17 protein-coding genes and 1 tRNA gene are annotated in these 19,890 nt (G+C 66.7%); 8 read left to right on the top strand and 10 right to left on the bottom strand.

Annotated features, from left to right (window positions below; all coding sequences use genetic code 11):
• Nucleotides 1-2 precede the first annotated feature (2 nt).
• From HH110_RS03725 to HH110_RS03705, 5 genes are all read right to left on the bottom strand, one after another.
• Nucleotides 3-476, bottom strand: coding sequence for a hypothetical protein (locus HH110_RS03725; protein WP_176988375.1), 474 nt, complete (start codon nt 474-476; stop codon nt 3-5).
• A gap of 227 nt (nt 477-703) precedes the next feature.
• Nucleotides 704-1,597, bottom strand: a complete 894-nt coding sequence (gene rimK, locus HH110_RS03720; protein WP_176988374.1) for a 30S ribosomal protein S6--L-glutamate ligase — start codon at nt 1,595-1,597, stop codon at nt 704-706.
• Nucleotides 1,598-1,819: 222 nt separating this feature from the next.
• Nucleotides 1,820-2,674, bottom strand: coding sequence for a hypothetical protein (locus HH110_RS03715; protein ID WP_176988373.1), 855 nt, complete (start codon nt 2,672-2,674; stop codon nt 1,820-1,822).
• Nucleotides 2,675-2,988: 314 nt separating this feature from the next.
• Nucleotides 2,989-3,062 (bottom strand) — tRNA-Gly (locus HH110_RS03710).
• 124 nt (nt 3,063-3,186) lie between these two features.
• Nucleotides 3,187-5,016: an autotransporter outer membrane beta-barrel domain-containing protein gene (locus HH110_RS03705; RefSeq protein WP_176988372.1), complete on the bottom strand. Its 1,830-nt coding sequence runs from the start codon at nt 5,014-5,016 to the stop codon at nt 3,187-3,189.
• Between the two features lie 204 nt (nt 5,017-5,220).
• On the opposite strand from HH110_RS03705, the gene thiS reads away from it, so the two are divergent.
• The 4 genes from thiS to HH110_RS03685 are packed head-to-tail and all read left to right on the top strand — an operon-like array spanning nt 5,221 to nt 8,860.
• Nucleotides 5,221-5,421: a sulfur carrier protein ThiS gene (gene thiS / locus HH110_RS03700; RefSeq protein ID WP_176988371.1), complete on the top strand. Its 201-nt coding sequence runs from the start codon at nt 5,221-5,223 to the stop codon at nt 5,419-5,421.
• 38 nt (nt 5,422-5,459) lie between these two features.
• On the top strand, nt 5,460-6,254 hold the full coding sequence (locus HH110_RS03695; RefSeq protein ID WP_070471215.1) for a thiazole synthase: 795 nt from the start codon (nt 5,460-5,462) through the stop codon (nt 6,252-6,254).
• Entirely contained in the window at nt 6,254-6,988 is a 735-nt protein-coding gene (trmB, locus tag HH110_RS03690; RefSeq protein WP_176988370.1) for a tRNA (guanosine(46)-N7)-methyltransferase TrmB, read from the top strand. The genes HH110_RS03695 and trmB overlap by 1 nt, the downstream gene beginning before the upstream one ends.
• A 24-nt stretch (nt 6,989-7,012) precedes the next feature.
• On the top strand, nt 7,013-8,860 hold the full coding sequence (locus HH110_RS03685) for an SLC13 family permease (RefSeq protein ID WP_121039313.1): 1,848 nt from the start codon (nt 7,013-7,015) through the stop codon (nt 8,858-8,860).
• Nucleotides 8,861-8,967: 107 nt separating this feature from the next.
• On the opposite strand, the gene HH110_RS03680 is transcribed toward HH110_RS03685, so the two are convergent.
• Nucleotides 8,968-9,315, bottom strand: coding sequence for a Rieske (2Fe-2S) protein (locus tag HH110_RS03680; protein WP_176988369.1), 348 nt, complete (start codon nt 9,313-9,315; stop codon nt 8,968-8,970).
• Nucleotides 9,316-9,494: 179 nt separating this feature from the next.
• Between HH110_RS03680 and HH110_RS03675 the strand changes: the two genes are divergently transcribed.
• From HH110_RS03675 to HH110_RS03660, 4 genes are all read left to right on the top strand, one after another.
• On the top strand, nt 9,495-9,770 hold the full coding sequence (locus HH110_RS03675) for a hypothetical protein (protein ID WP_176988368.1): 276 nt from the start codon (nt 9,495-9,497) through the stop codon (nt 9,768-9,770).
• A gap of 108 nt (nt 9,771-9,878) precedes the next feature.
• Nucleotides 9,879-10,586 (top strand): fumarylacetoacetate hydrolase family protein, encoded by a 708-nt coding sequence (locus tag HH110_RS03670; protein ID WP_176988367.1) that lies wholly within the window; start codon nt 9,879-9,881, stop codon nt 10,584-10,586.
• Nucleotides 10,587-10,643: 57 nt separating this feature from the next.
• Entirely contained in the window at nt 10,644-11,057 is a 414-nt protein-coding gene (mscL, locus tag HH110_RS03665; RefSeq protein ID WP_121039325.1) for a large-conductance mechanosensitive channel protein MscL, read from the top strand.
• A 248-nt stretch (nt 11,058-11,305) separates the two neighbouring features.
• On the top strand, nt 11,306-12,727 hold the full coding sequence (locus HH110_RS03660) for a M20/M25/M40 family metallo-hydrolase (RefSeq protein ID WP_176988366.1): 1,422 nt from the start codon (nt 11,306-11,308) through the stop codon (nt 12,725-12,727).
• 368 nt (nt 12,728-13,095) lie between these two features.
• Here the strand turns inward: HH110_RS03660 and HH110_RS03655 are convergent, their stop codons facing one another.
• From HH110_RS03655 to HH110_RS03640, 4 genes are all read right to left on the bottom strand, one after another.
• The gene (locus HH110_RS03655; RefSeq protein ID WP_176988365.1) at nt 13,096-13,935 is read right to left on the bottom strand and encodes a TrmH family RNA methyltransferase; all 840 of its coding nucleotides are present in this window, start codon (nt 13,933-13,935) and stop codon (nt 13,096-13,098) included.
• Complete coding sequence (locus tag HH110_RS03650) at nt 13,928-15,445, bottom strand: alanine/glycine:cation symporter family protein (RefSeq protein WP_176988364.1); 1,518 nt, start codon at nt 15,443-15,445, stop codon at nt 13,928-13,930. Before HH110_RS03650 ends, HH110_RS03655 begins: the two co-directional genes overlap by 8 nt.
• A 129-nt stretch (nt 15,446-15,574) precedes the next feature.
• The gene (locus HH110_RS03645) at nt 15,575-18,700 is read right to left on the bottom strand and encodes an efflux RND transporter permease subunit (protein WP_176988363.1); all 3,126 of its coding nucleotides are present in this window, start codon (nt 18,698-18,700) and stop codon (nt 15,575-15,577) included.
• On the bottom strand, nt 18,697-19,785 hold the full coding sequence (locus HH110_RS03640) for an efflux RND transporter periplasmic adaptor subunit (protein ID WP_176988362.1): 1,089 nt from the start codon (nt 19,783-19,785) through the stop codon (nt 18,697-18,699). The genes HH110_RS03645 and HH110_RS03640 overlap by 4 nt, the downstream gene beginning before the upstream one ends.
• Between the last annotated feature and the right edge of the window lie 105 nt (nt 19,786-19,890).

Below are 19,890 nucleotides of genomic sequence, written 5' to 3'. Positions count from 1 at the left end.
CTCTAGTTGGAAAAACGACCGACGCGCTGCGCTTGGTCCATGCTGCTCTGGGACGTGTTCTTGATCCGTTCCCGCTGGGCGACCGTCATGCACTGCGTCTGCGGCATGTTGGAGCCCACCACGCGCTCACGCCTGCATATTAGACGGCTATCTTCGCGCGCCTGTGTCAAAACGGTGTTCACCACCTGCTGGTCGTTGAACAGTTCGTTGCGGTTGGCCGCAGACAGGGAGGCCTCGCTGCCGCTCCGCTCGATGATGCCACGCATATGCCCCAAGGCCTGACGCACCCGGCTGCGCTGATCCACGGTGATTTCCGAGTAGGTCTCGCCGCCGTTCAAGTCCGCTTCGATCTTGGTGATCTGTTCAGCCATGGGCTTGCCCGGCTCAAAGATCTCCTTGTTCTTCGGCGCCGCTGCGGCGCTTCCCATTGCCAGTGCCAGTGCCGCGGCCGCCATGGCCATCGTCAAACGCTTCATGTCGAGCTGATCCGTGCTGTGAAGTGAACGCCGAATGTATGCCGGGCCTGCCAGTGGCAGCAAGTGCTGGAGGTCAGGGAGAAAAAGGCCCAGGCGTTTCCGCCTGGGCCTGAAGGTGTTTCCCGATTACCGATCCTGCTGAGGAGGGCAGAGCTGCGGTTCGACAGAGCCTACGCCCGGGTCGATTAAACCGATGTTAAGACCCTGACCGACCTTGAAAATACGCATCAACCCTTTGTATTTGCTGGCTTTTTCAGCGAGGCAACGTGGTCGATGATGCGTCCGGCGAGGTCGGCCTGGCAGATCGCCTCGATGCCTTCCAGCCCGGGGGTGGAATTGACCTCCAGCACCAGCGGGCCGCGGCTGGAGCGGATCAGGTCCACGCCGGCCACCCCCAGCCCCAGGGCTTTGGCCGAGCGCACGGCCACCAGCTGCTCGGCGCGGCTGGCCTTGGCGGCGCGGGCGCTGCCTCCGGCATGCAGGTTGGAGCGGAAGTCGCCGTCCGGGGCCTGCCGCTGCATCGCCCCGACCACCTGGTCGCCGACCACCAGGCAGCGCAGGTCGGCGCCCTGCGCCTCGCCGATGAACTCCTGCATCAGGAAGTTGGCATACAGCCCCCGCAACGCCTCCACGATGCCCCGCGAGGCGCTGGCCTTCTCGGTCAGGATCACGCCACGGCCCTGGGTGCCCTCGTTGAGCTTCACCACGTGCGGCGGCGGGCCGAGCATCGAAAGCAGATCGACGGTGTCATCCGGGTTGTCGCCGAACACCGTGACCGGCATGTCGATGCCCTTGGAGGCCAGGATCTGATGCGCCCGCAGCTTGTCGCGCGCACGCAGGATCGCATCGGAGGGATTGGGGGTGCGCGCGCCCATCATCTCGAACTGGCGCAGGACCGCCGTGCCATAGCGGGTGACGGAGGCGCCGATGCGCGGGATCACCGCGTCCACCCCGGTGATCGGCCGCCCCTTGTAATGCATGGTGAAGCCGTCCGCCGCGATCCGCATATAACAGCGCAGCGGATCGAGGATGCGCACGGTATGGCCACGCGCACGCGCGGCCTCCACCAGGCGGCGCGTGGAGTACAGCTTGCTGTTGCGGGACAGGATGGCGAGTTTCATCGCGGCGCAGGGGGCGGGAAAGCGCGAAGCATAGCGCGCTGGGCGCATGGGGGAAGCAAGGTCGCGCTCACCGAGAATGAACGTCGAAAGGGCAGCAGGCCGCCTCCCCTCTCACAGCCACATCACGCTGCACCGGACACATCGAGTGCATGCGGGCGCTTGAGCAAAGGGCTGCCCTCGCCAAGAAGAGCGTCGCCCTGGTCAATGATCCACTTCAACGAATCAGTGCCCACAGCACCTCGACCCTATCTCCTGAGCAATTGCATGCGCTTCTTCCTGCTGCGACACGGTCAGTCCAGTCATGGCCAGGTCGATTGGCTTCGAGGGCACTTCAAGGGGAGCGACGCGCTCCGCCGCCAATCGATACGCAGCAGATCTCACCCGGTCGTGAGGCATCAGTTCACTGGCGCCATACATGATCGACAGCGCGAGCATTGCACCGGGATCCCCCTGATCAACGAGACCCTCCATGAAGCCCACGCTGCGCTCCACATAGTCTGCAACCCGCTCAGGGTCCATCTCTGAAATAAGCCCATCGCCAAGGATTGCAGCAGGGTCTGCGGCATACAGCATCATGCCCTCGGGGTCGCCTTGACCTGCAGCCAGCTCCAGCCATTCACCCCTCGATGCAACAAGCTGTCCAGCGCCTTGGCAATCGTCACGCAGGCGGCGTCCAGCCCTGTCGAGCTCTTCGTCGCCAACGCCCGCCGACCGATACGCTGCTCTGATCTGCTCTGTCACCTCATGAGAGGCATGATCAAAACAGCGCGAAAGTTTTGCGTAAATTCTGAAGGCAGCATCTGCATCACCACGCTTCGCAGAGACGCCCAGACGCTCCACGACATCAATCGCCCTGCCAGCAGGGACGTCATCAAAGCCCGGCGTGCGCGATGAAGCTCGGCGACTGGCGGCAGCGCTCTCAGCCGAGTCGACAGCCGGTAGTGTCAGTACGCGCGGGGCACCATCAGCGCCATTGATATGCAGCGACGCATTGCCTGCAAAGAAGACATGCCAGATAGCTGCCACCACGACCAGAATTCCCAGCACTAACGACAGGAACCCAATACTTTTTCTCATTGCCCCTCTTCGATACCGATAGACTGCGCAGGAGTCTCAACTTTCGATAAGACACGATGCCCTGCCTGCACGCGCCTGAGTACAGGGCATGTCCGCCAAATTGGGTAGGGATAAGCCGTTGCAACGCGTCACCATGAAAGGTCGAATGCGAAGCAGGATTGGAGACTGACGGGAAAGATGCCTTGCGGAGGCATCGCCTACTGGCGAAACACGCAGGCCACCCGCGCGACCGACAAGTAGTTCGGTGGGCTGGGCTTTGCAGAGGGGAGCAGGAGGTACGGCGCGGGCTTTCCGAACAAAAGCCTTGGGAGACATGGAGCGGGTGAAGGGAATCGAACCCTCGTCAGTAGCTTGGGAAGCTACAGCTCTACCATTGAGCTACACCCGCAAGGCGCGGCGTAAGTCTATTCGGGCGGGGCCCTCAAACGCAACGGGCGGCACTGGGCCGCCCGTTGTTTCACGCTTTCAGCATGCGTGCGCGGCGCCCGCGGACGGGCGCTGCGCACGGTGGATCAGAAGCTGCCGCCGAAGCTGGCGAACAGCGACACGTCACGGGCGCGCTTCTGCATCGAGGTGGTGCTCATGCCGATGTTGCTGCTCAGGCCCCACAGGTTCAGGCGCGCACCCAGCACGGCGGTGGCGTAGTTCTTGTCGAACTCGAGGCCCGGCACCTTGTACATACCCACGTCCGGCATGGACTGCAGCCAGGCGCTGGCCTGCTTGCCGTCCTCGAACTCGTGGTCATAGGTCACCTGGACGTACGGCTTGACGTTGCCGCCGTCGAAGCGGGCCTGCCAGCCGACGCGGCCGACGGTCGAGTCCGTGTCCTGGTCGGCATAGCCCAGCGCCGAGGCGCTCGGGTTGGACTCGGTGTAGCCGTCCAGCTTCACCTTCTGCCAGATCACGGCGGCGACCGGACCGTGGCGGAAGCCGCCCTCGGTGCCGAACTCATACCCGGCGTTCAACGCGGCGGTCAGGTTGCTGCCTTCCGGCGAGCCCTTGTGGATGCGCGTGGCCGGGCCGAGCTGCAGCTTGCGGGTCACGTCGTAGTCCAGCCAGCTGTAGCTGAGCTGGCCATTGACCCAGGCGCGGTCGCCATACCAGCCGGCGAACAGGCCCAGCGTGGTGTCGGACTGGGTGAAGTCGCCCTTGTTGTGGCCGAAATCGGCGTCCATGCGACCGTAGCCGGCGAAGCCGCCGACCACCATGCCGTCACGCGCCCAATCCACACCGAACAGGCCGGCCGGGGCCATGCCGTCGTACAGATCGGCGTGGGCATAGCGCTGCATGTCGCCGCGCAGGTTGCCCCACCAGCTCAGGCCGTCGGCCGGACGGCCGTCGACGTGCCAGCTCACCTGGTCGGCGCGCGAGCGGCCGATGGTCTGCGCGGAGTGGGTCAGGATCTGCTGGTTGCGCGGGGCTTCCAGGATCGACAGCGTGTACTCGCCCAGCATCTGGTGGGTGGCGGTGGTCGGGTGCACGCCATCGGCGAACACGTAGCTGTTGGCGGCGTCCGGGGTGGCGTAGCTGGTCGGGTTGCAGGTCAGCGACGAGGCCGTGGTGCAGGCCGGGCTGGTGACGTTGACGAAACCATACTCGCCCGGGTTGGCGACGATTTCCTGCAGGATGTGGAAAGTGTCGACCGGGATCACCTGCAGGCCGGCGGCCTTCAGGCCACCGAACAGGGCGTCGTTGTAGGCCTTGGCCAGCGCGGTACCGGCGGCCATGCCGGCCGGGCCACCGGCGCGGGCGCCCGGGGTCAGGCCGACGTCCGGAATGGTCGGCACCACGATGTATTCGGCGCCGGCCGCCTTCAGGGTGCCGACGATGCCGACCTGGTCGCGGACCGCGTTGGTCAGGGTCGCGACCAGCGGTGCGCCGGCCTGGATGGCGAACAGGTCATTGGCACCGCCCCACACGGTGTACAGGGCGTTCGCGTCGGCCTTGCCGCCGTTGGCTGCCAGGTACTGCGCGGTCTGGGTCTTGAGCGAGTACACCGGCACTGCCGGCGCGCCCGGGGCGAGGATCTGGCTGGTGTCCACGCCGACACGGGCGCCGCCGATGGCGTAGTTGTCACCGTTCTGGCCGTTGCCGTGTGCAGCACCGTTGGTGCCGTAGTAATGCGCCACGTGCTCGGCCCAGACCCAGCCCGGGTTGGTGGTGAACTGGCCGGTCACCGGCTGTACCGAGGCCGGCAGCAGCGGACGGAAGTAGCCCGCATCGGACAGGCTGTCGCCGATGAAGACGGTCTTGGTGTACGGCGACTGCGCCATGGCCGGCATCGCCGCCACGGCGATGGCCACGGCCATGAGGGAGCGGATCGGGCGTTTGGTGAGCAACATGAAAACTCCTTGAAGGTGGGGAGGACGGCGGACGTACGCCGGCGCACGGTGCATGGTTCCACTGCACCCCGCCGGCATCACGCTGCGCTGCGGCATGAACGCCCCAGCCCCGCCGCCCGGCCATCGTTGGCCTGGCGCTCGCGGCACCTCTGCCGCGGGGCGCACAGGGTACGCACTGTGGTGTGATTGGGGGACAATACCGTCATGAACATCCAGCTCAACGGCGAGAACCGCCAGCTTCCGCACACCGCCACCGTCCATGACCTGCTGCACAGCGAGCAATTGCTCGAGCGCCGGGTGGCGGTCGAGGTCAACGGCGAGATCGTCACCCGCAGCCAGCACGCCAGCCACGGCCTGCGCGAAGGCGACGTGGTCGAGATCGTGCATGCACTGGGCGGTGGTTGAGGCAGCATCGTGACGCGTGATAGGCGATAATTCGGGCCATGAATGCACCTGCCCCCACTGATTCGCTGGTGATCGCCGGCAAGACCTATGCTTCCCGCCTGCTCACCGGCACCGGCAAGTTCAAGGATCTGGAAGAAACCCGCCTGGCCACCGAGGCCGCCGGCGCCCGGATCGTCACCGTGGCGATCCGCCGCACGAACATCGGGCAGAACCCGGGCGAGCCGAACCTGCTCGACGTGCTGCCGCCGGACCGTTACACCATCCTGCCCAACACCGCCGGCTGCTACACCGCCGAAGACGCCGTGCGCACCTGCCGGCTGGCCCGCGAGCTGCTGGACGGCCACAACCTGACCAAGCTGGAAGTGCTCGGCGATCAGAAGAGCCTGTATCCGGACGTGGTGCAGACCCTCAAGGCGGCCGAGCAGCTGGTCAAGGACGGCTTCGAGGTGATGGTCTACACCTCCGATGATCCGATCCTGGCCAAGCGCCTGGAAGAGATCGGCTGCGCCGCGGTGATGCCGCTGGCTGCGCCGATCGGCTCGGGCCTGGGCATCCAGAACAAGTACAACCTGCTGCAGATCATTGAAGACGCCAAGGTGCCGATCATCGTCGATGCCGGCGTGGGCACCGCCTCCGATGCGGCGATCGCGATGGAGCTGGGCTGCGATGGCGTGCTGATGAACACCGCCATCGCCGGCGCGCGCAACCCCGTGTTGATGGCCAGCGCGATGCGCAAGGCCGTCGAAGCGGGTCGCGAAGCCTTCCTGGCCGGGCGCATTCCACGCAAGCGCTACGCCAGTGCCTCCTCGCCGATCGACGGGTTGATCGGCTGATGACCAATCCTTTCGACAGCGCCGGTGCCAAGGCACCGCCCAAGCCCTTCACCATCACCGAAGGCCGCCGCGAGGTCCGCAGTTTCGTGCTGCGCCAGGGCCGTTTCACCCCGGCCCAGCAGCGTGCGTTCGATGACCGCTGGCCGCGCTTCGGGCTGGACTTCACCGGTGAGCCGCGCGATCTCGATGCCACCTTCGGGCGCGATGCGCACAAGGTGCTGGAAATCGGCTTCGGCAACGGTGCGGCGCTGCGCTTCGCCGCGCAGCAGGATCCCAGCCGCGATTACATCGGCCTGGAAGTGCACGCCCCCGGCGTGGGCCGCCTGCTCAACGCCCTGGCCGACGACGACGCCGACCACGTGCGCCTGTACCACCACGATGCCGTGGAGGTGCTGGAGAAGGAAATCGCCGATGGCGCACTGGATGAAGTACGCATCTATTTCCCGGACCCGTGGCACAAGAAACGCCATAACAAGCGTCGCCTGATCCAGCCCGGCTTTGCCGCGCTGCTGGTGCGCAAGCTGCGCGTGGGTGGCCGCCTGCACTGCGCCACGGATTGGGAAGACTATGCCGAGCAGATGTGGGAGGTGCTCGACGCCACCGCCGGGCTGACCAACCGCGCCGGTCCCCGCGGCCAGGTCGAGCGCCCGGAATGGCGCCCGCAGACCCATTTCGAAACCCGTGGCCAGAAACTCGGCCATGGCGTGTGGGACCTGTTGTACGACCGCACCTGATCCCTCAAGGAACCGCGCCACCCCATGGATACCGCGCTGACGCTGACTACCGACATGAAGCTCGTCCTCGGGCTGGTCGGCTTCACGATGGCGATGTTCCTGTTCGAGCGCATCCGCGCCGACGTGGTGGCGCTGGTGGTGCTGGTGGTACTCGGCGTCACCGGGCTGATCGCGCCGGAGGAGATCTTCGGCGGCTTCTCCGGTAACGCGGTGATGAGCATCATCGCCACCACCATCCTCGGCGCGGGCCTGGACCGTACCGGGGCACTGAACCGGTTGGCGGCATGGCTGCTGCGGCGCGGGCACGGCGTGGAAACGCGCCTGCTGATGATGACCACCGCGATCGCCGGGTTGAACTCCTCGTTCATGCAGAACCCCTCGGTGATGGCGCTGTACCTGCCGGTCGCTTCGCGCCTGGCCGCGCGTACCGGGCTGACCCTGCAGCGCCTGCTGCTGCCGATCGCCGCGGCCATCGTGATGGGCGGCGCGCTGACCATGGTCGGCAACTCGCCGCTGATCCTGCTCAACGATCTACTGGCCTCGGCCAACAACAACCTGCCCTCGGGCCTGGCCACCATCGAGCCACTTCGCATGTTCGCGCCGCTGCCGATCGGCGTGGCCCTGCTGATCGCCTCGCTGCTGTATTTCCGCTACTTCGGTGATCGCAAGCTGGTCGAGGAAGAGACGCTGGCCAACGACGGCGTCACCCCATCGCGCACCGAAAGCTACTTCGCCAAGACCTACGGCATCGAAGGCGACGTGTTCGAGCTGGTGGTCACCGCCGAAAGCCCGCTGGTCGGCATGACCCTGGGCGAGGCCGAGAACGTGCATGACGCGCCGCTGCTGCTGGCGCTCAAGACCGGCAACGACACCCGCCTGGCACCGCCGGCCGAAATGCGAATCTGGGTTGGCAGCGTCCTCGGCGTGATGGGCGCGCGCCAGCAGGTCAGCGATTTCGCGCAGAACCAGTTCCTGCGGATGTCCTCGCGCCTGAAGCACCTGGGCGATCTGTTCAACCCGAGCCGCGCCGGTATTTCCGAAGCGGTGGTGCCGCCGACCTCCGACGTGATCGGCAAGAGCGCCTCGGACCTGCGCCTGCGCAAGCAGCGCGGCATCAGCCTGCTGGCGATCAACCGCGACAAGCAGGTGATCCGCGAAGACGTGCGCAACGTAGCGCTGCGCGCGGGCGACATGCTGGTCTTCCACAGCATCTGGACCGACCTGGCGCAGGCGGCCAAGAGCCGCGACTTCGTGGTGGTCACCGATTACCCGAAGGGTGAGCAGCGGCCGCACAAGTTCAAGATCGCGATGAGCATCTTCGCCATCACCATCCTGATCGCGCTGACCTCCAAGCTGCCGGTGGCGCTGACCCTGATGACCGGCGTGGCCGGCATGCTGCTGACCGGCGTGCTGCGCATGGACGAGGCCTACGCCTCGATCAACTGGAAAACCGTGTTCATGATGGCCGGGCTGATTCCGCTCGGCTGGGCGATGGACAGCAGTGGCGCGGCGGCGTGGATCGCCGGCCATACCATCGACCGCCTGCCGACCGGCATCCCGGTGTGGGTGCTGGAGATCGCATTGGCCTTGCTGACCACGATGTTCTCTCTGGTGATCAGCCATGTGGGCGCGACGATCGTGATGGTGCCGATCGCGGTGAACCTGGCGCTGGCGGCGGGTGGCAGCCCGACCGCATTCGCGCTGATCGTGGCGTTGTCGGCGTCGAACAACCTGATGACCGCCTCGAACCCGGTGATTTCGATGATCACCGGCCCGGCCAACTACACCCCGCGCGAGCTGTGGCGCGTCGGCGCCCCGCTGTCGTTGATCTATACGGCGGTGGTGGTGCTGATGATCAACCTGATGTTCTAGGGTGTGCCGGCCAGCGGCCGGCACTACCGGTCGGGTGCGACCGACATCGTGGGCGTAGCGACCAACGGTCGCTACCTATCCGTGGGTTGGCGACCTGCCGTTCGTTGTCACCCCAGCCAGACCTGGCCGTCGCGTACCTGCACGGGGACCGTGCGCAGTCGATCGCCGCGGCACGGGCCGGCCACGCAGTCGCCGGTGTCCAGCGAGAACGAGGCGCCATGCGCCGCGCAGACCAGGTGCCCTTCCCTGCTTTTCAGGAACTGCCCCGGCGCCCAGTCCAACCGACGGCCCGCGTGCGGGCAGATGTTCAGCCAGGCGCGCACCTGGTCACCCTCGCGGTACAGCACCACCGATTCGCTGTCGCCGTCGATACGCACGTCGGTTTCGGCAAATCCTCCGTCCGCCAAGGCGTCCAGGGCGATGATGGCGGTGGTGGTGGTCTCGGGAACGGACATGGCATCCAGGTAACGGGCAGTGGAGGCACAGTGTCTCACGCGCTCATGTCACTGGCTCCCGGATGAATACAAGTCATTGATTTGCAATGAACGCGCGGTACGTTTAACGACTTTTTCACTCAATGGCAAAAGCCAGCACGGATACTCGTCCACTGCTGACCTCAGCCAAAAAGAGTGCCATGTACAGCCGCTTCTTCCAGTTCAACCAATTCCGCACCCTGTTCGCGCCGCGCAAGCCGCGCCATCCGCTGGTGCGCGTCGCGGTCGGTCTGTTGGGCCTGGCGATCCTGGCCGCGCTGGTGTTCGTCGGTGTGTTCGTGGGCGCGGCGATGATCATCGCCGGCCTGGCATGGAAGCTGCTCGCCCAGCGCAAGAGTGCGCGCACCGCTCCGTCGCAGGTCGTGGACGGTGAATACCGCGTGGTCCGCAAGCAGGCCTTGCCGATGTCGCGTTGATCGACGCGCTCCCCTCCTGATGACGGCCGCGCCCTGCGCGGCCGTTTCTGTTTGTGGGACCGGAAAAACGCTCTAGACTGCGGCGAAACCTCTCCACAGGACGCACGCATGACCGATGTAATCCCCACGCCCGAGCAGCCCCGCATTCCGGTCGCCGGTGGCGGTACGTTTCCCGTGCGTCGCATCTACTGTGTCGGCCGCAACTTCGCCGATCACGCGCGCGAAATGGGTGCAGCGGTGCCGTCTGCCGATGATCGCGGCCGCCCGATGTTCTTCAGCAAGCCGGCCGATGCGATCGTGGTCGGCCATGACGATGTGATCCCCTACCCGCTCGCCACCCAGGACCTGCACCACGAGGTGGAGCTGGTGGTGGCGATCGGCAAGGACGCGCCCGCCGGCGAGCTGCCGGTCGACCAGGCCGAAGCGCTGGTGTTCGGTTATGGCGTCGGCCTGGACCTGACCCGCCGCGACCTGCAGGCGCAGGCCAAGGCCAAGGGCCACCCATGGGATCCGGCCAAGGGCTTCGATCAGTCCGCCCCGGTCAGCGAGCTGGTGCCGGCCGGTGAAGTCGGTGACCTGGCCGCGCTGAACCTGTCGCTGGAGATCAATGGCGAAGTGCGCCAACAGTCGCTGCTGGACCAGATGATCTGGAACGTGCCGGAAATCCTGCACGAGCTGTCCAAGCTGTGGGCGTTGCGCGCCGGCGATCTGGTGTTCATGGGCACCCCGTCGGGCGTGGCCGCGTTGAAGCCGGGCGACCGTTTCAGCGCGCGCCTGGAAAACGTGGCCGAGCGCCACGGCGTCATCGCCGGATGACAATGCCTGCGTTACGCTGCGGCGTCATTTGATTCCCCACTACGACAGGAGAGCCCGATGGGTGTACTGACTGAGTTCAAAGAATTCGCCATGCGTGGCAACGTCATCGACCTGGCGGTCGGTGTGGTCATCGGTGCGGCGTTCGGCAAGATCGTCACCGCGCTGGTGGACAAGATCATCATGCCGCCACTGGGCTGGATGATCGGCCGCGTGGACTTCTCCGAGCTGGCCTGGACCCTGGCCCCGGCCCGGATCGCCGCAGATGGCAAGGAGATTCCGGCGGTGGTGATCGGCTACGGCGACTTCCTCAACACCGTGGTGCAGTTCGTGATCGTGGCCTTCGCGATCTTCATGGTCGTGAAGTTCATCAACCGCCTGGCCCGCAAGAAGCAGGCCGAGCCGGCCGCCCCGGCGGCGCCGAGCGAAGAAGTGCTGCTGCTGCGCGAAATCCGCGACAACCTGAAGCACTGAGGCAGCGACACCGGTAGTGCCGGCCGCTGGCCGGCAGCACGGAAACGGTAGTGCCGGCCGCTGGCCGGCTCCACGGATATCCTGCATCGCGCAGAGCCGGCCAGCGGCCGGCACTACCTGAAAGCCCCGCTCCGGCGGGGTTTTCGCTTTTGGAAAACAGCATCCGCCGGAGCATGACCTACCGCCCATGTGCGCGCCGGACAGGCTGGTAAGCTCGGACGCTTCCGCCCCGTTTCCGGAGTTCGTCCATGCGTCGCCGCGTCCTTGCCATCGCATCTTCCCTCGCCCTGCTGGCCGCGCCCGCGTTCGCGGCGACCGGTATCACCACGCTGCCGCCGAAGTCGCTGGCCACCGCCGCCGAGCTGCGTGAGCAGGCCCTAAAGGATGACACCGGCTGGAAGGTGGTCGAGTCGCTGACCACCGAAATCGGCCCGCGCATCGCCGGCAGCGAGGCCGACGCGCGCGCGGTGGCCTGGGCGGTCGCCAAGTTCACATCGCTCGGCTTCGACAAGGTCTGGACCGAGCCGGTCACCTTCCCCAAGTGGGAGCGCCGCAGTGAGCACGCCGAAGTCCTCGGCAAGCATGCCCAGCCGCTGGCCATCACCGCCCTCGGCGGCAGCCCGGGCGGCACGGTCGAGGCCGAGGTGGTGCGTTTCGCCGATCTGGCCGCGCTGCAGGCCGCGCCGGAAGGTTCGCTGAAGGGCAAGATCGCCTTCGTCGATTACCAGATGACCGCCTACCGCGATGGCCGCGACTACGGCAACGGCGGCGCGGTGCGCAGCAAGGGCCCGTCCGAGGCGATCCGCAAGGGTGCGATCGGCTTCGTGATGCGCTCGGCTGGTACCGATTCGCATCGCGTGCCGCACACCGGCATCACCCGCTTCGATGACGGCCTGATCCCCGTGCCGGCCGCCGCGCTGTCGGTGCCGGACGCCAACCAGCTGGCGCGCCTGGTCGCGCTGGGCAGCACCACGCTCAAGCTGAGCCTGGATTGCGGCTGGGACGGCAAGGCGACCTCGTACAACGTGATCGGCGAGATCACCGGGCGCAGCCTGCCCAAGGAAGTGGTGGTGATCGGCGGCCATCTCGATTCCTGGGATCTGGGCACCGGCGCGGTCGATGACGGCGCCGGCGTGGGCATCACCATGGCCGCCGGCCATCTGATCGGCCAGCTCAAGCAGGCGCCGAAGCGCACCATCCGCGTGATCGCCTTCGCCAACGAGGAGCAGGGCCTGTACGGCGGCAAGGCGTACGCCGAAGCGCACGCCAAGGATGTGGTGCTGCACCAGCTCGCGGCCGAGAGCGATTTCGGCGCGGGCCGCATCTACGCCTTCAACACCGGCTCACCGAACCCGGCCAACTCGCGCGAGGCCACCCGCCAGATCGCCGAGGTGCTCAAGCCGCTTGGCATCGAGTACGCCGCCGACAAGGGCGGCCCGGGCCCGGACGTGGGTCCACTGGCAGCCAAGGGCGGTGCGTGGGCGTGGCTGGCACAGGATGGCAGCGACTATTTCCACCTGCACCACACCGCGGACGACACGCTCGACAAGATCGACCCCGCCGCCCTGGCGCAGAACGTAGCGGCGTATACCGTGTTCGCCTATCTCGCCGCCGAGGCCGAGGGCAGCTTCGGCAGCGAAGCCAAGCCGACCACGCCGCCGAGCGAGTAATCCCAACAGGCAGGTACCTGACGTTGGCAGATGGCAGGTACCGACCGTGGGCAAATGGTAGGTACCGACCGTGGGTCGGTACAAAAAAAAAGCCCGGTCGCATTGCGACCGGGCTACCGGGATAACGTCACACCCCACGCGGTGAGCGCCGCTAGACCTTCGCGGTCCGGACAAGCGGATCGCCGCGCTGCGGGGGTGTCTCTCCTCACCCACGCAGCACAGCGTCCACCCGGCACTGTGCGCAGTTTTCACTGCGTGCACTATGCGATTAATCCGAAAGCGATGTAGTCACGACGATTTCGGTGAAACCGATCACACCGTGGGTGGCGCGAATGACGCCGCGCTCTCCCCGAAAACGCACATACGGGTCAGACGCGACTGCGTCCGAACCACTGCGCCAGCAACACTGCCGTCGCCGAAGCGACGTTGAGGCTTTCCACCGCACCCGTACCCGGGATGGACACCTGGTGGTCGCACGCCTGCGCCAGCTCGCGATCCATGCCTTCGCCTTCGGCGCCCATCACGTAGACCAGGCGCGCCGGCAGCGTGCTGGCAAACAGATCATCGCCGCCCTCCACCAGCGTGGCGGCCAGGCTCAAGCCGGCGGCACGCAGCTGTTCCATCGCTTCGGGCAGTGCCGGCAGCCGCACCAGCGGTACCGATTCGGCGCCCCCTTCGGCCACGCGCGCCGCTGCACCGGACAACGCCAACGTCGCGCCCGGCGGCAGCAGCAGCCCGGCCACACCGAAATGCGCGGCCGAGCGCAGGATCGCGCCGAAGTTGTGCGGGTTGCCCACGCCATCCAGCCACAGCGCCAGCACCGGCGCGTCGGCGGGAAGCGTGGCCAGCCACTCCTCCAGCTCCAGCATCGGCGCGCGCAGCACGTCGGCCACCAGGCCTTCGTGATGCGTGGTCGCGGCAAGCTTGTTCAGATCGCCATCTTCCACCACGCGGTAACCGACGCGGTTGGCGACACACCACTTCAGCACCGGCTGCATGCGCGGGATCAGCGCCTCGGTCAGGTACAGCTTGCGCAGCGCCTGCGGGCGATGCTCGAACAGGGCCTGCACGGCATTCCAGCCGTACAGGCGCAGCTCGTCGTTGCCACGGCCGGGCGGCGGCGGCGTGCCACCTTCGCGGGGCGGCAGCGGCGTGGCGCGCGGCGGCCGCGAGGACGGACGGCGCGCATTCTTCCAGGGATCATTCACTACGGGACAGCTCCAGCTTGCGGGTACGCCAGAAATCGGCGTTCTTGATGCCCAGGGCATCGGGGTCGAAGGTCGGATCCAGGCCGAGCTTCTTTTGACGCTCATAGTCGCGCAGGGCCAGCATCGCCGGCTTCTGCACGATCAGGATCGCGATGATGTTCAACCAGGCCATCAGGCCCACGCCGATGTCGCCCAGCGCCCACGCCATGCCGGCATTGTGGAACGCACCGAAGATCACCATGCCGATGATGCCCAGGCGCAGCAGCAGCACGGTCAGCGGACGCTTGGCGTTGTTGTTGACGTAGGTCAGGTTGGTTTCGGCCATGTAGTAATAGGCCATGATCGTGGTGAAGGCGAAGAAGAAGATCGCGATCGCCACGAAGGCCGCGCCGAAGCCCGGAATGACGGTTTCCACCGCGGCCTGCGCATAGCCCGCGCCTTCAGCCACACCAGCCAGACCGGCGAATACGGGCGCGCCGCCCGGCACCGGCGAATACACGTTGTAGGTGCCCGCGGCCAGGATCAGGAAGGCGGTGGCGGTGCACACCATCATGGTGTCGAAGTAGATCGCGAAGGCCTGCACGTAACCCTGCTTGGCCGGATGCGAGACCTCCGAGGCGGCCGCCGCGTGCGGGCCGGTACCCTGGCCGGCCTCGTTGGCGTAGATGCCGCGCTTGACGCCCCACTCCACCGCCAGGCCCATCATCGCGCCGAAGGCCGCATGCGCGCCGAAGGCGCTGCTGAACACCGTGCGGAACATGTCCGGCACGCGGTCGTAGTTGATGATCATGATGACGATCGCCATCAGGATGAAGGCCGCCGCCATGAAGGGCACCACCACCTCGGCGAAGTTGGCGATGCGCTTGACGCCGCCGAAGATCACCACCGACAGCAGCAGCGCGACCACGATGCCGATGCCCAGCTTGAGCGCCTGCACCGATTCCAGGCCCATGAACTGGCCATCCAGCGGCCCGCACAGGCTGCCGCCGCGGCAGGCATTGATGATGCTGTCGGCGATCGCATTGGCCTGCACGCCCGGCATCAGGAAGCCGGCGGCGATGATGGTCGCCACGGCAAAGGCCAGCGCGTACCACTTCAGGCCCATGGCCTTTTCGATGTAATACGCCGGGCCACCGCGGTAACGGCCTTCGGCATCCTTGGTCTTGTAGATCTGCGCCAGGGTGCATTCCACGTACGACGTGGAGGCACCGAGGAAGCCCATCACCCACATCCAGAAGATCGCACCCGGGCCGCCAAAGGCGATCGCGGTGGCCACGCCGGCGATGTTGCCGATGCCCATGCGCCCGGCCATGGACATGGCCAGCGCCTGGAACGAGGACACGCCCGCATCGGATTTCTCACCCTGCACGGTCAGCCGGCACATCTCCACGAAACCGCGGATCTGCATGAAACGGGTGCGGGCGCTGAAGTACAGGCCTGCGGCAAGACACAGGAAGATCAGAGCTTTGCTCCAGATGATCCCGTTGATGAAACTGACTACTTCTTCCACGCGCTCTCTCCAGTCGGCGGAAACAAAAGGAACGTCCCCGTCGGCTGGGACCCGGTCGATTCTCCACGATCCGCGCCGGGCTGCGTAGTGGCAATTTCGATGAATGGGCGACAATGCCGCCCATTCCGGTCAGGCATGGCCGCCCACGGAGGGGGTTTCGGCTTCCTGGCGGGCCAGTTCGCGCGCCACCGCTTCCGGCGAACGCGTATACGGCGCCAGCAGCGAGTAGAACGCCGGCACCACGAACAGCGACAGGAAGGTGGACACGGTCACGCCGAAGATCACCACCACGCCGATCGTGCCGCGGCTGGCCGAGCCCGGGCCACCGGCCACCACCAGCGGGATCGCACCGACCACGGTGGCGATGGAGGTCATCAGGATCGGGCGCAGGCGCACCATCGCCGATTCGACGATGGCCTGGTGCACGTTGCGGCCCTCGTCGCGCAGCTGGTTGGCGAACTCCACGATCAGGATGCCGTTCTTGGCCGCTAGGCCGACCAGCATCACGATGCCGATCTGGCTGAACAGGTTGATCGTGCCGCCGCTGACATACAGCCCCAGCAGCGCCCCGAGCACGCCCAGCGGCACGGTGAGCATGATCACCAGCGGATGGATGAAGCTCTCGAACTGCGCGGCCAGCACCAGGAACACCACCAGCAGGGCCATCGCGAAGGTCAGCAGCACGGCGCTGCCGGCGTTCTGGTACTCGCGCGATTCGCCCTTCCAGCTGACCTGCGCGTGCTGCGGCAGCTCCTCGCTGGCCACCTGCTGGGCCCAGGCGATCGCCTCACCCAGCGGATAGCCCGGGGCCAGGCCGGCGTTGATGGTGATCGAGCGCAGGCGGTTGAAGCGGTTGAGGCTGCCGGCTTCGGCCACTTCGCTGAGCGTGACCAGGTTGGACAGCGGCACCAGCTCGCCACCACTGGCGCGCACCCGGATTGCGGCCAGATCGGCCGGCGAGGCGCGCCCTTCGCGGCCGGCCTGGACCAGCACGTCGTACTCCTCGCCGTTGTCGACGAAGGTGGTGACGCGGCGCGAGCCCATCATGGTTTCCAGCGCGCTGCCGATCGCGGTGACCGACACGCCCAGATCGGCCGCCCGCTGGCGGTCGATGTTCACGCGCATCTGCGGGCGGGTTTCCTTGTAGTCCGAGTCCGCGCCGACCAGGCCGGGGTTGTCGGCCATGCGCAGCAGCATGCGGTCACGCCACTGTGCGATCTCTTCGTACTCCGGGCCACCGAGCACGATCTGGAACGGCTGGCCCTGGCTGCGGACCAGGCCGCCACCGACCTGGGTGCGCACGCGCACGCCGCGCAGATCATTGAGGTGGGTCTGCAGCTCGGATGCCACATCCGGGGTGGAGACGTCGCGCTGGCGCCACGGCTGCAGGAACACGCTGATGCGACCGGTGTGCATTTCCTCGCTGGCACCGAAGCCTCCGGGCACGCGCGGGTTGGCGCGCACGATCGGCTGGTCTTCACCGACGAAGCCCGACACGATCTTCTCGACCTGCTGGACCTGGCCGACGGTGTAGTCGAAACCAGCGCCTTCCGGGCCATCGATCATGATCTGGAACGAGCCGCGGTCTTCGGCCGGGGCCAGTTCGGAGGGCAGCACCTTGAGCAGCAGCGCGCTGGCCAGCAGCGACAGGATCATCACCACGATGTAGATCCAGGTGCGGGTCACGTGCGCTTCCAGAAAGCGCCCGTAGGCCGCCGAAAGGCGATCCAGATTGCGGTTGATCACCCCGTGCAGGCCCTTCGGTGCCTGGCCGGTATGCGGCTTGAGCAGCTTGGAGGCCATCATCGGGGTCAGCGTCAGCGACACGAACGCCGACAGCGCCACCGCCGCGGCCAATGCCACGGCCAGCTCGCGGAACAGCCGACCGGTATTGCCTTCCAGGAAGCCGACCGGCAGGAACACCGCGACCAGCACCGCCGTGGTGGCGATCACCGCGAACGCCACCTGCGTGGTGCCGCGCTTGGAGGCGACCAGCGGCGGCTCGCCCAGATCGATGCGGCGCTGCACGTTCTCGACCACGACGATGGCGTCATCCACCACCAGGCCGATACACAACACCAGCGCGAGCAGGGTCAGCAGGTTGATCGAGAAGCCGAACGCGTACAGCGCGATGAAGGCGGCGATCAGACACACCGGCACCGTCACCGCGGGAATCAGGGCCGCGCGGAAGCTGCCCAGGAACAGCCAGATCACCGCCAGCACCAGCAGCATCGCCTCCACCAGCGTGGCGTAGACGCGATCGACGGCGGCTTCGATGAAGGTGGTGTTGTCGAAGGCGACGAAGATGCGCGTGCCTTCCGGCAGCGTGCTGCTGATCCGCTCGGCTTCGGCGCGCGCTTCGCGGGCGACATCCAGCGCGTTGGCGGTGGAGGTCTTGACGATGCCCAGGCCGATGTTCGGCTCGCCGTTGCTGCGGTAGTAGGCGCGGCGTTCGGACGAGGCCAGTTCGATCTTGGCCACATCGCCCATGCGCACCACGTAGCCGTCGGCGCCCTTGCCCAGCGGGATCCCGGCGAAGTCCTCGGGTTTGACGTAGTTGCGCTCCACGCGCAGGGTGAAATCGCGGTCGGCGGATTCGATCCGGCCGGCCGGCAGTTCGACGTTCTCGTTGCGCAGCGCGCTTTCCACGTCGCCCACGGTCAGGCCACGTGCGGCGAGCTGGTCGCGGTCCAGCCAGATCCGCATCGCATAGCGCTGGCGGCCGCCGATGCGTACCTGCGCCACGCCATCCAGGCTGGAGAAACGGTCGACGATGTAGCGGTCGGCGTAGTCGCTCAGCTCCAGCGTGTCCATCGAGGTCGAGCTCATGTTGAGCCAGATGATGGGATCGGCGTCGCTCTCGACCTTGGCGATTTCCGGCGGCCGCGCTTCCTCGGGCATGCGGTCGGCGACGCGGCTGACCGCATCGCGCACGTCGTTGGCGGCCGCTTCGATATCGCGGTTGGAGGTGAACTCGATGCTGACCTGCGAGCGCCCGTTGGAGCTGCGCGCGTTGATGGTGTCGATGCCTTCGATGCCGGCCAGGGCATCTTCCAGCACCTGGGTGATGCGGCTCTCGATAACCGCCGCGGAGGCACCGGTGTAATCCACCGAGACCGACACGATCGGCGGATCGATGGCAGGCAGCTCACGCAGGGTCAGGCGGGTGAACGACATGAAGCCCAGCACGACCAGCAGCAGGCTCATCACCACGGCGAAGACCGGCCGCTGGATGGAGACGTCGGAGAGTTTCATCCGGCGGCGTCCGGTTCGGCCGTCGTCGGCGCGGCCGGCCTGAGCGGTGCAGCCTCCTCGGCCTGGATCTTCAGGCCCGGGCGCAGCTTGCCGGTGCCATCCACTACGATGCGGTCACCGGCGGTGAGGCCGTCGCGGATTTCGACCACGCCACTGCGACGCGCGCCGGCGGTGATGTCCACCCGCTCCACGATGTCGTCCTTGGCGACCCGGAACACATAGGAATCGCGCCCGACCTGGACCACCGCGATTTCGGGGATCACCAGTGCCTGGCGCTCGGGGCGGAACATCCGTACATCCAGCAGCATGCCCGGGCGCAGGGCGTGATCGGCGTTGATGAAATCGGCGCGCACGGTGACCGCGCGGGTGCCCGGATCGACCCGGGTATCGATGGTGGCGACCTGGCCTTCGAAGTTGCGGCCCGGATAGGCCACGCTGGTCGCGTTGACCTTGTCGCCGGTGCTCAGCGAGGCCAGCTCGGCTTCGGGCACCTGGAAGTCCACGTGCATGCGCTCGATGTCGTCCAGCGTGGTGATGGCCGTGCTCGGGGTGACCAGCGAACCGGCACTGACCTGGCGGATGCCGAGCACGCCGGCGAACGGCGCGCGCACGCGGCGATCACCGATATCCGACTGCATTTCACGCACGCGTGCATCGGCGGCATCGCGGATGGCGCGCTGCGTATCCAGGGTGGAGCTGGCCACCAGCTGCTGGGCGGCGAGTTCGCGCTGGCGCTTGTACAGCTGGTCCGCTTCCAGGAACGTCGCCTGGGCCTGCAGCAGGGCCGCTTCCTGGGCCTGGCCGCGCAGGGTCACCAGGGGCGTGCCGGCGCTGACCTGCTGGCCACTCTCGAAGTGGACCGTCTCGATGATTTCGCTGACCTTGGCGGTGATCGTCACCGACTCGCGCGCCTTGGCCGTACCCAGTGCCTGCAGGGTGTCGCTCCATGCCGAGGTCTGCACCACCTGGGTGGTGACCGGTACGGCGTCTGCCTGCCGGCGAGCGGCCTCGTCTTTACTGCCACACCCTGCCAATGCGACCAAGGCGATGCCAGCGGCGAAGCGCGCTGCGATGCGTCCCAACATGTAATGCAATCCCGGTTGTTTCTCGACCGCCGAGTGTATAGAGGGGTCGAGCCGGGGCATATGTGCCAAGCGTTTACCGGGGTCTTCACATCTGCCGGTGACGGG

Origin of the sequence: Stenotrophomonas sp. SAM-B (assembly GCF_013387485.1) — a bacterium.
GTDB classification, from domain to species: Bacteria; Pseudomonadota; Gammaproteobacteria; order Xanthomonadales; family Xanthomonadaceae; genus Stenotrophomonas; species Stenotrophomonas maltophilia_AA.
This window is presented reverse-complemented; position numbering and strand designations above follow the sequence as displayed.

Bases quoted from the DNA above. Each gene is read 5' to 3' on its own strand.
- HH110_RS03725 (WP_176988375.1), bottom strand. From the start codon at position 476: ATGAAGCGTTTGACGATGGCCATGGCGGCCGCGGCACTGGCACTGGCA.
- rimK (WP_176988374.1), bottom strand. From the start codon at position 1,597: ATGAAACTCGCCATCCTGTCCCGCAACAGCAAGCTGTACTCCACGCGC.
- HH110_RS03715 (WP_176988373.1), bottom strand. From the start codon at position 2,674: ATGAGAAAAAGTATTGGGTTCCTGTCGTTAGTGCTGGGAATTCTGGTC.
- HH110_RS03705 (WP_176988372.1), bottom strand. From the start codon at position 5,016: ATGTTGCTCACCAAACGCCCGATCCGCTCCCTCATGGCCGTGGCCATC.
- thiS (WP_176988371.1), top strand. From the start codon at position 5,221: ATGAACATCCAGCTCAACGGCGAGAACCGCCAGCTTCCGCACACCGCC.
- HH110_RS03695 (WP_070471215.1), top strand. From the start codon at position 5,460: ATGAATGCACCTGCCCCCACTGATTCGCTGGTGATCGCCGGCAAGACC.
- trmB (WP_176988370.1), top strand. From the start codon at position 6,254: ATGACCAATCCTTTCGACAGCGCCGGTGCCAAGGCACCGCCCAAGCCC.
- HH110_RS03685 (WP_121039313.1), top strand. From the start codon at position 7,013: ATGGATACCGCGCTGACGCTGACTACCGACATGAAGCTCGTCCTCGGG.
- HH110_RS03680 (WP_176988369.1), bottom strand. From the start codon at position 9,315: ATGTCCGTTCCCGAGACCACCACCACCGCCATCATCGCCCTGGACGCC.
- HH110_RS03675 (WP_176988368.1), top strand. From the start codon at position 9,495: ATGTACAGCCGCTTCTTCCAGTTCAACCAATTCCGCACCCTGTTCGCG.
- HH110_RS03670 (WP_176988367.1), top strand. From the start codon at position 9,879: ATGACCGATGTAATCCCCACGCCCGAGCAGCCCCGCATTCCGGTCGCC.
- mscL (WP_121039325.1), top strand. From the start codon at position 10,644: ATGGGTGTACTGACTGAGTTCAAAGAATTCGCCATGCGTGGCAACGTC.
- HH110_RS03660 (WP_176988366.1), top strand. From the start codon at position 11,306: ATGCGTCGCCGCGTCCTTGCCATCGCATCTTCCCTCGCCCTGCTGGCC.
- HH110_RS03645 (WP_176988363.1), bottom strand. From the start codon at position 18,700: ATGAAACTCTCCGACGTCTCCATCCAGCGGCCGGTCTTCGCCGTGGTG.
- HH110_RS03640 (WP_176988362.1), bottom strand. From the start codon at position 19,785: ATGTTGGGACGCATCGCAGCGCGCTTCGCCGCTGGCATCGCCTTGGTC.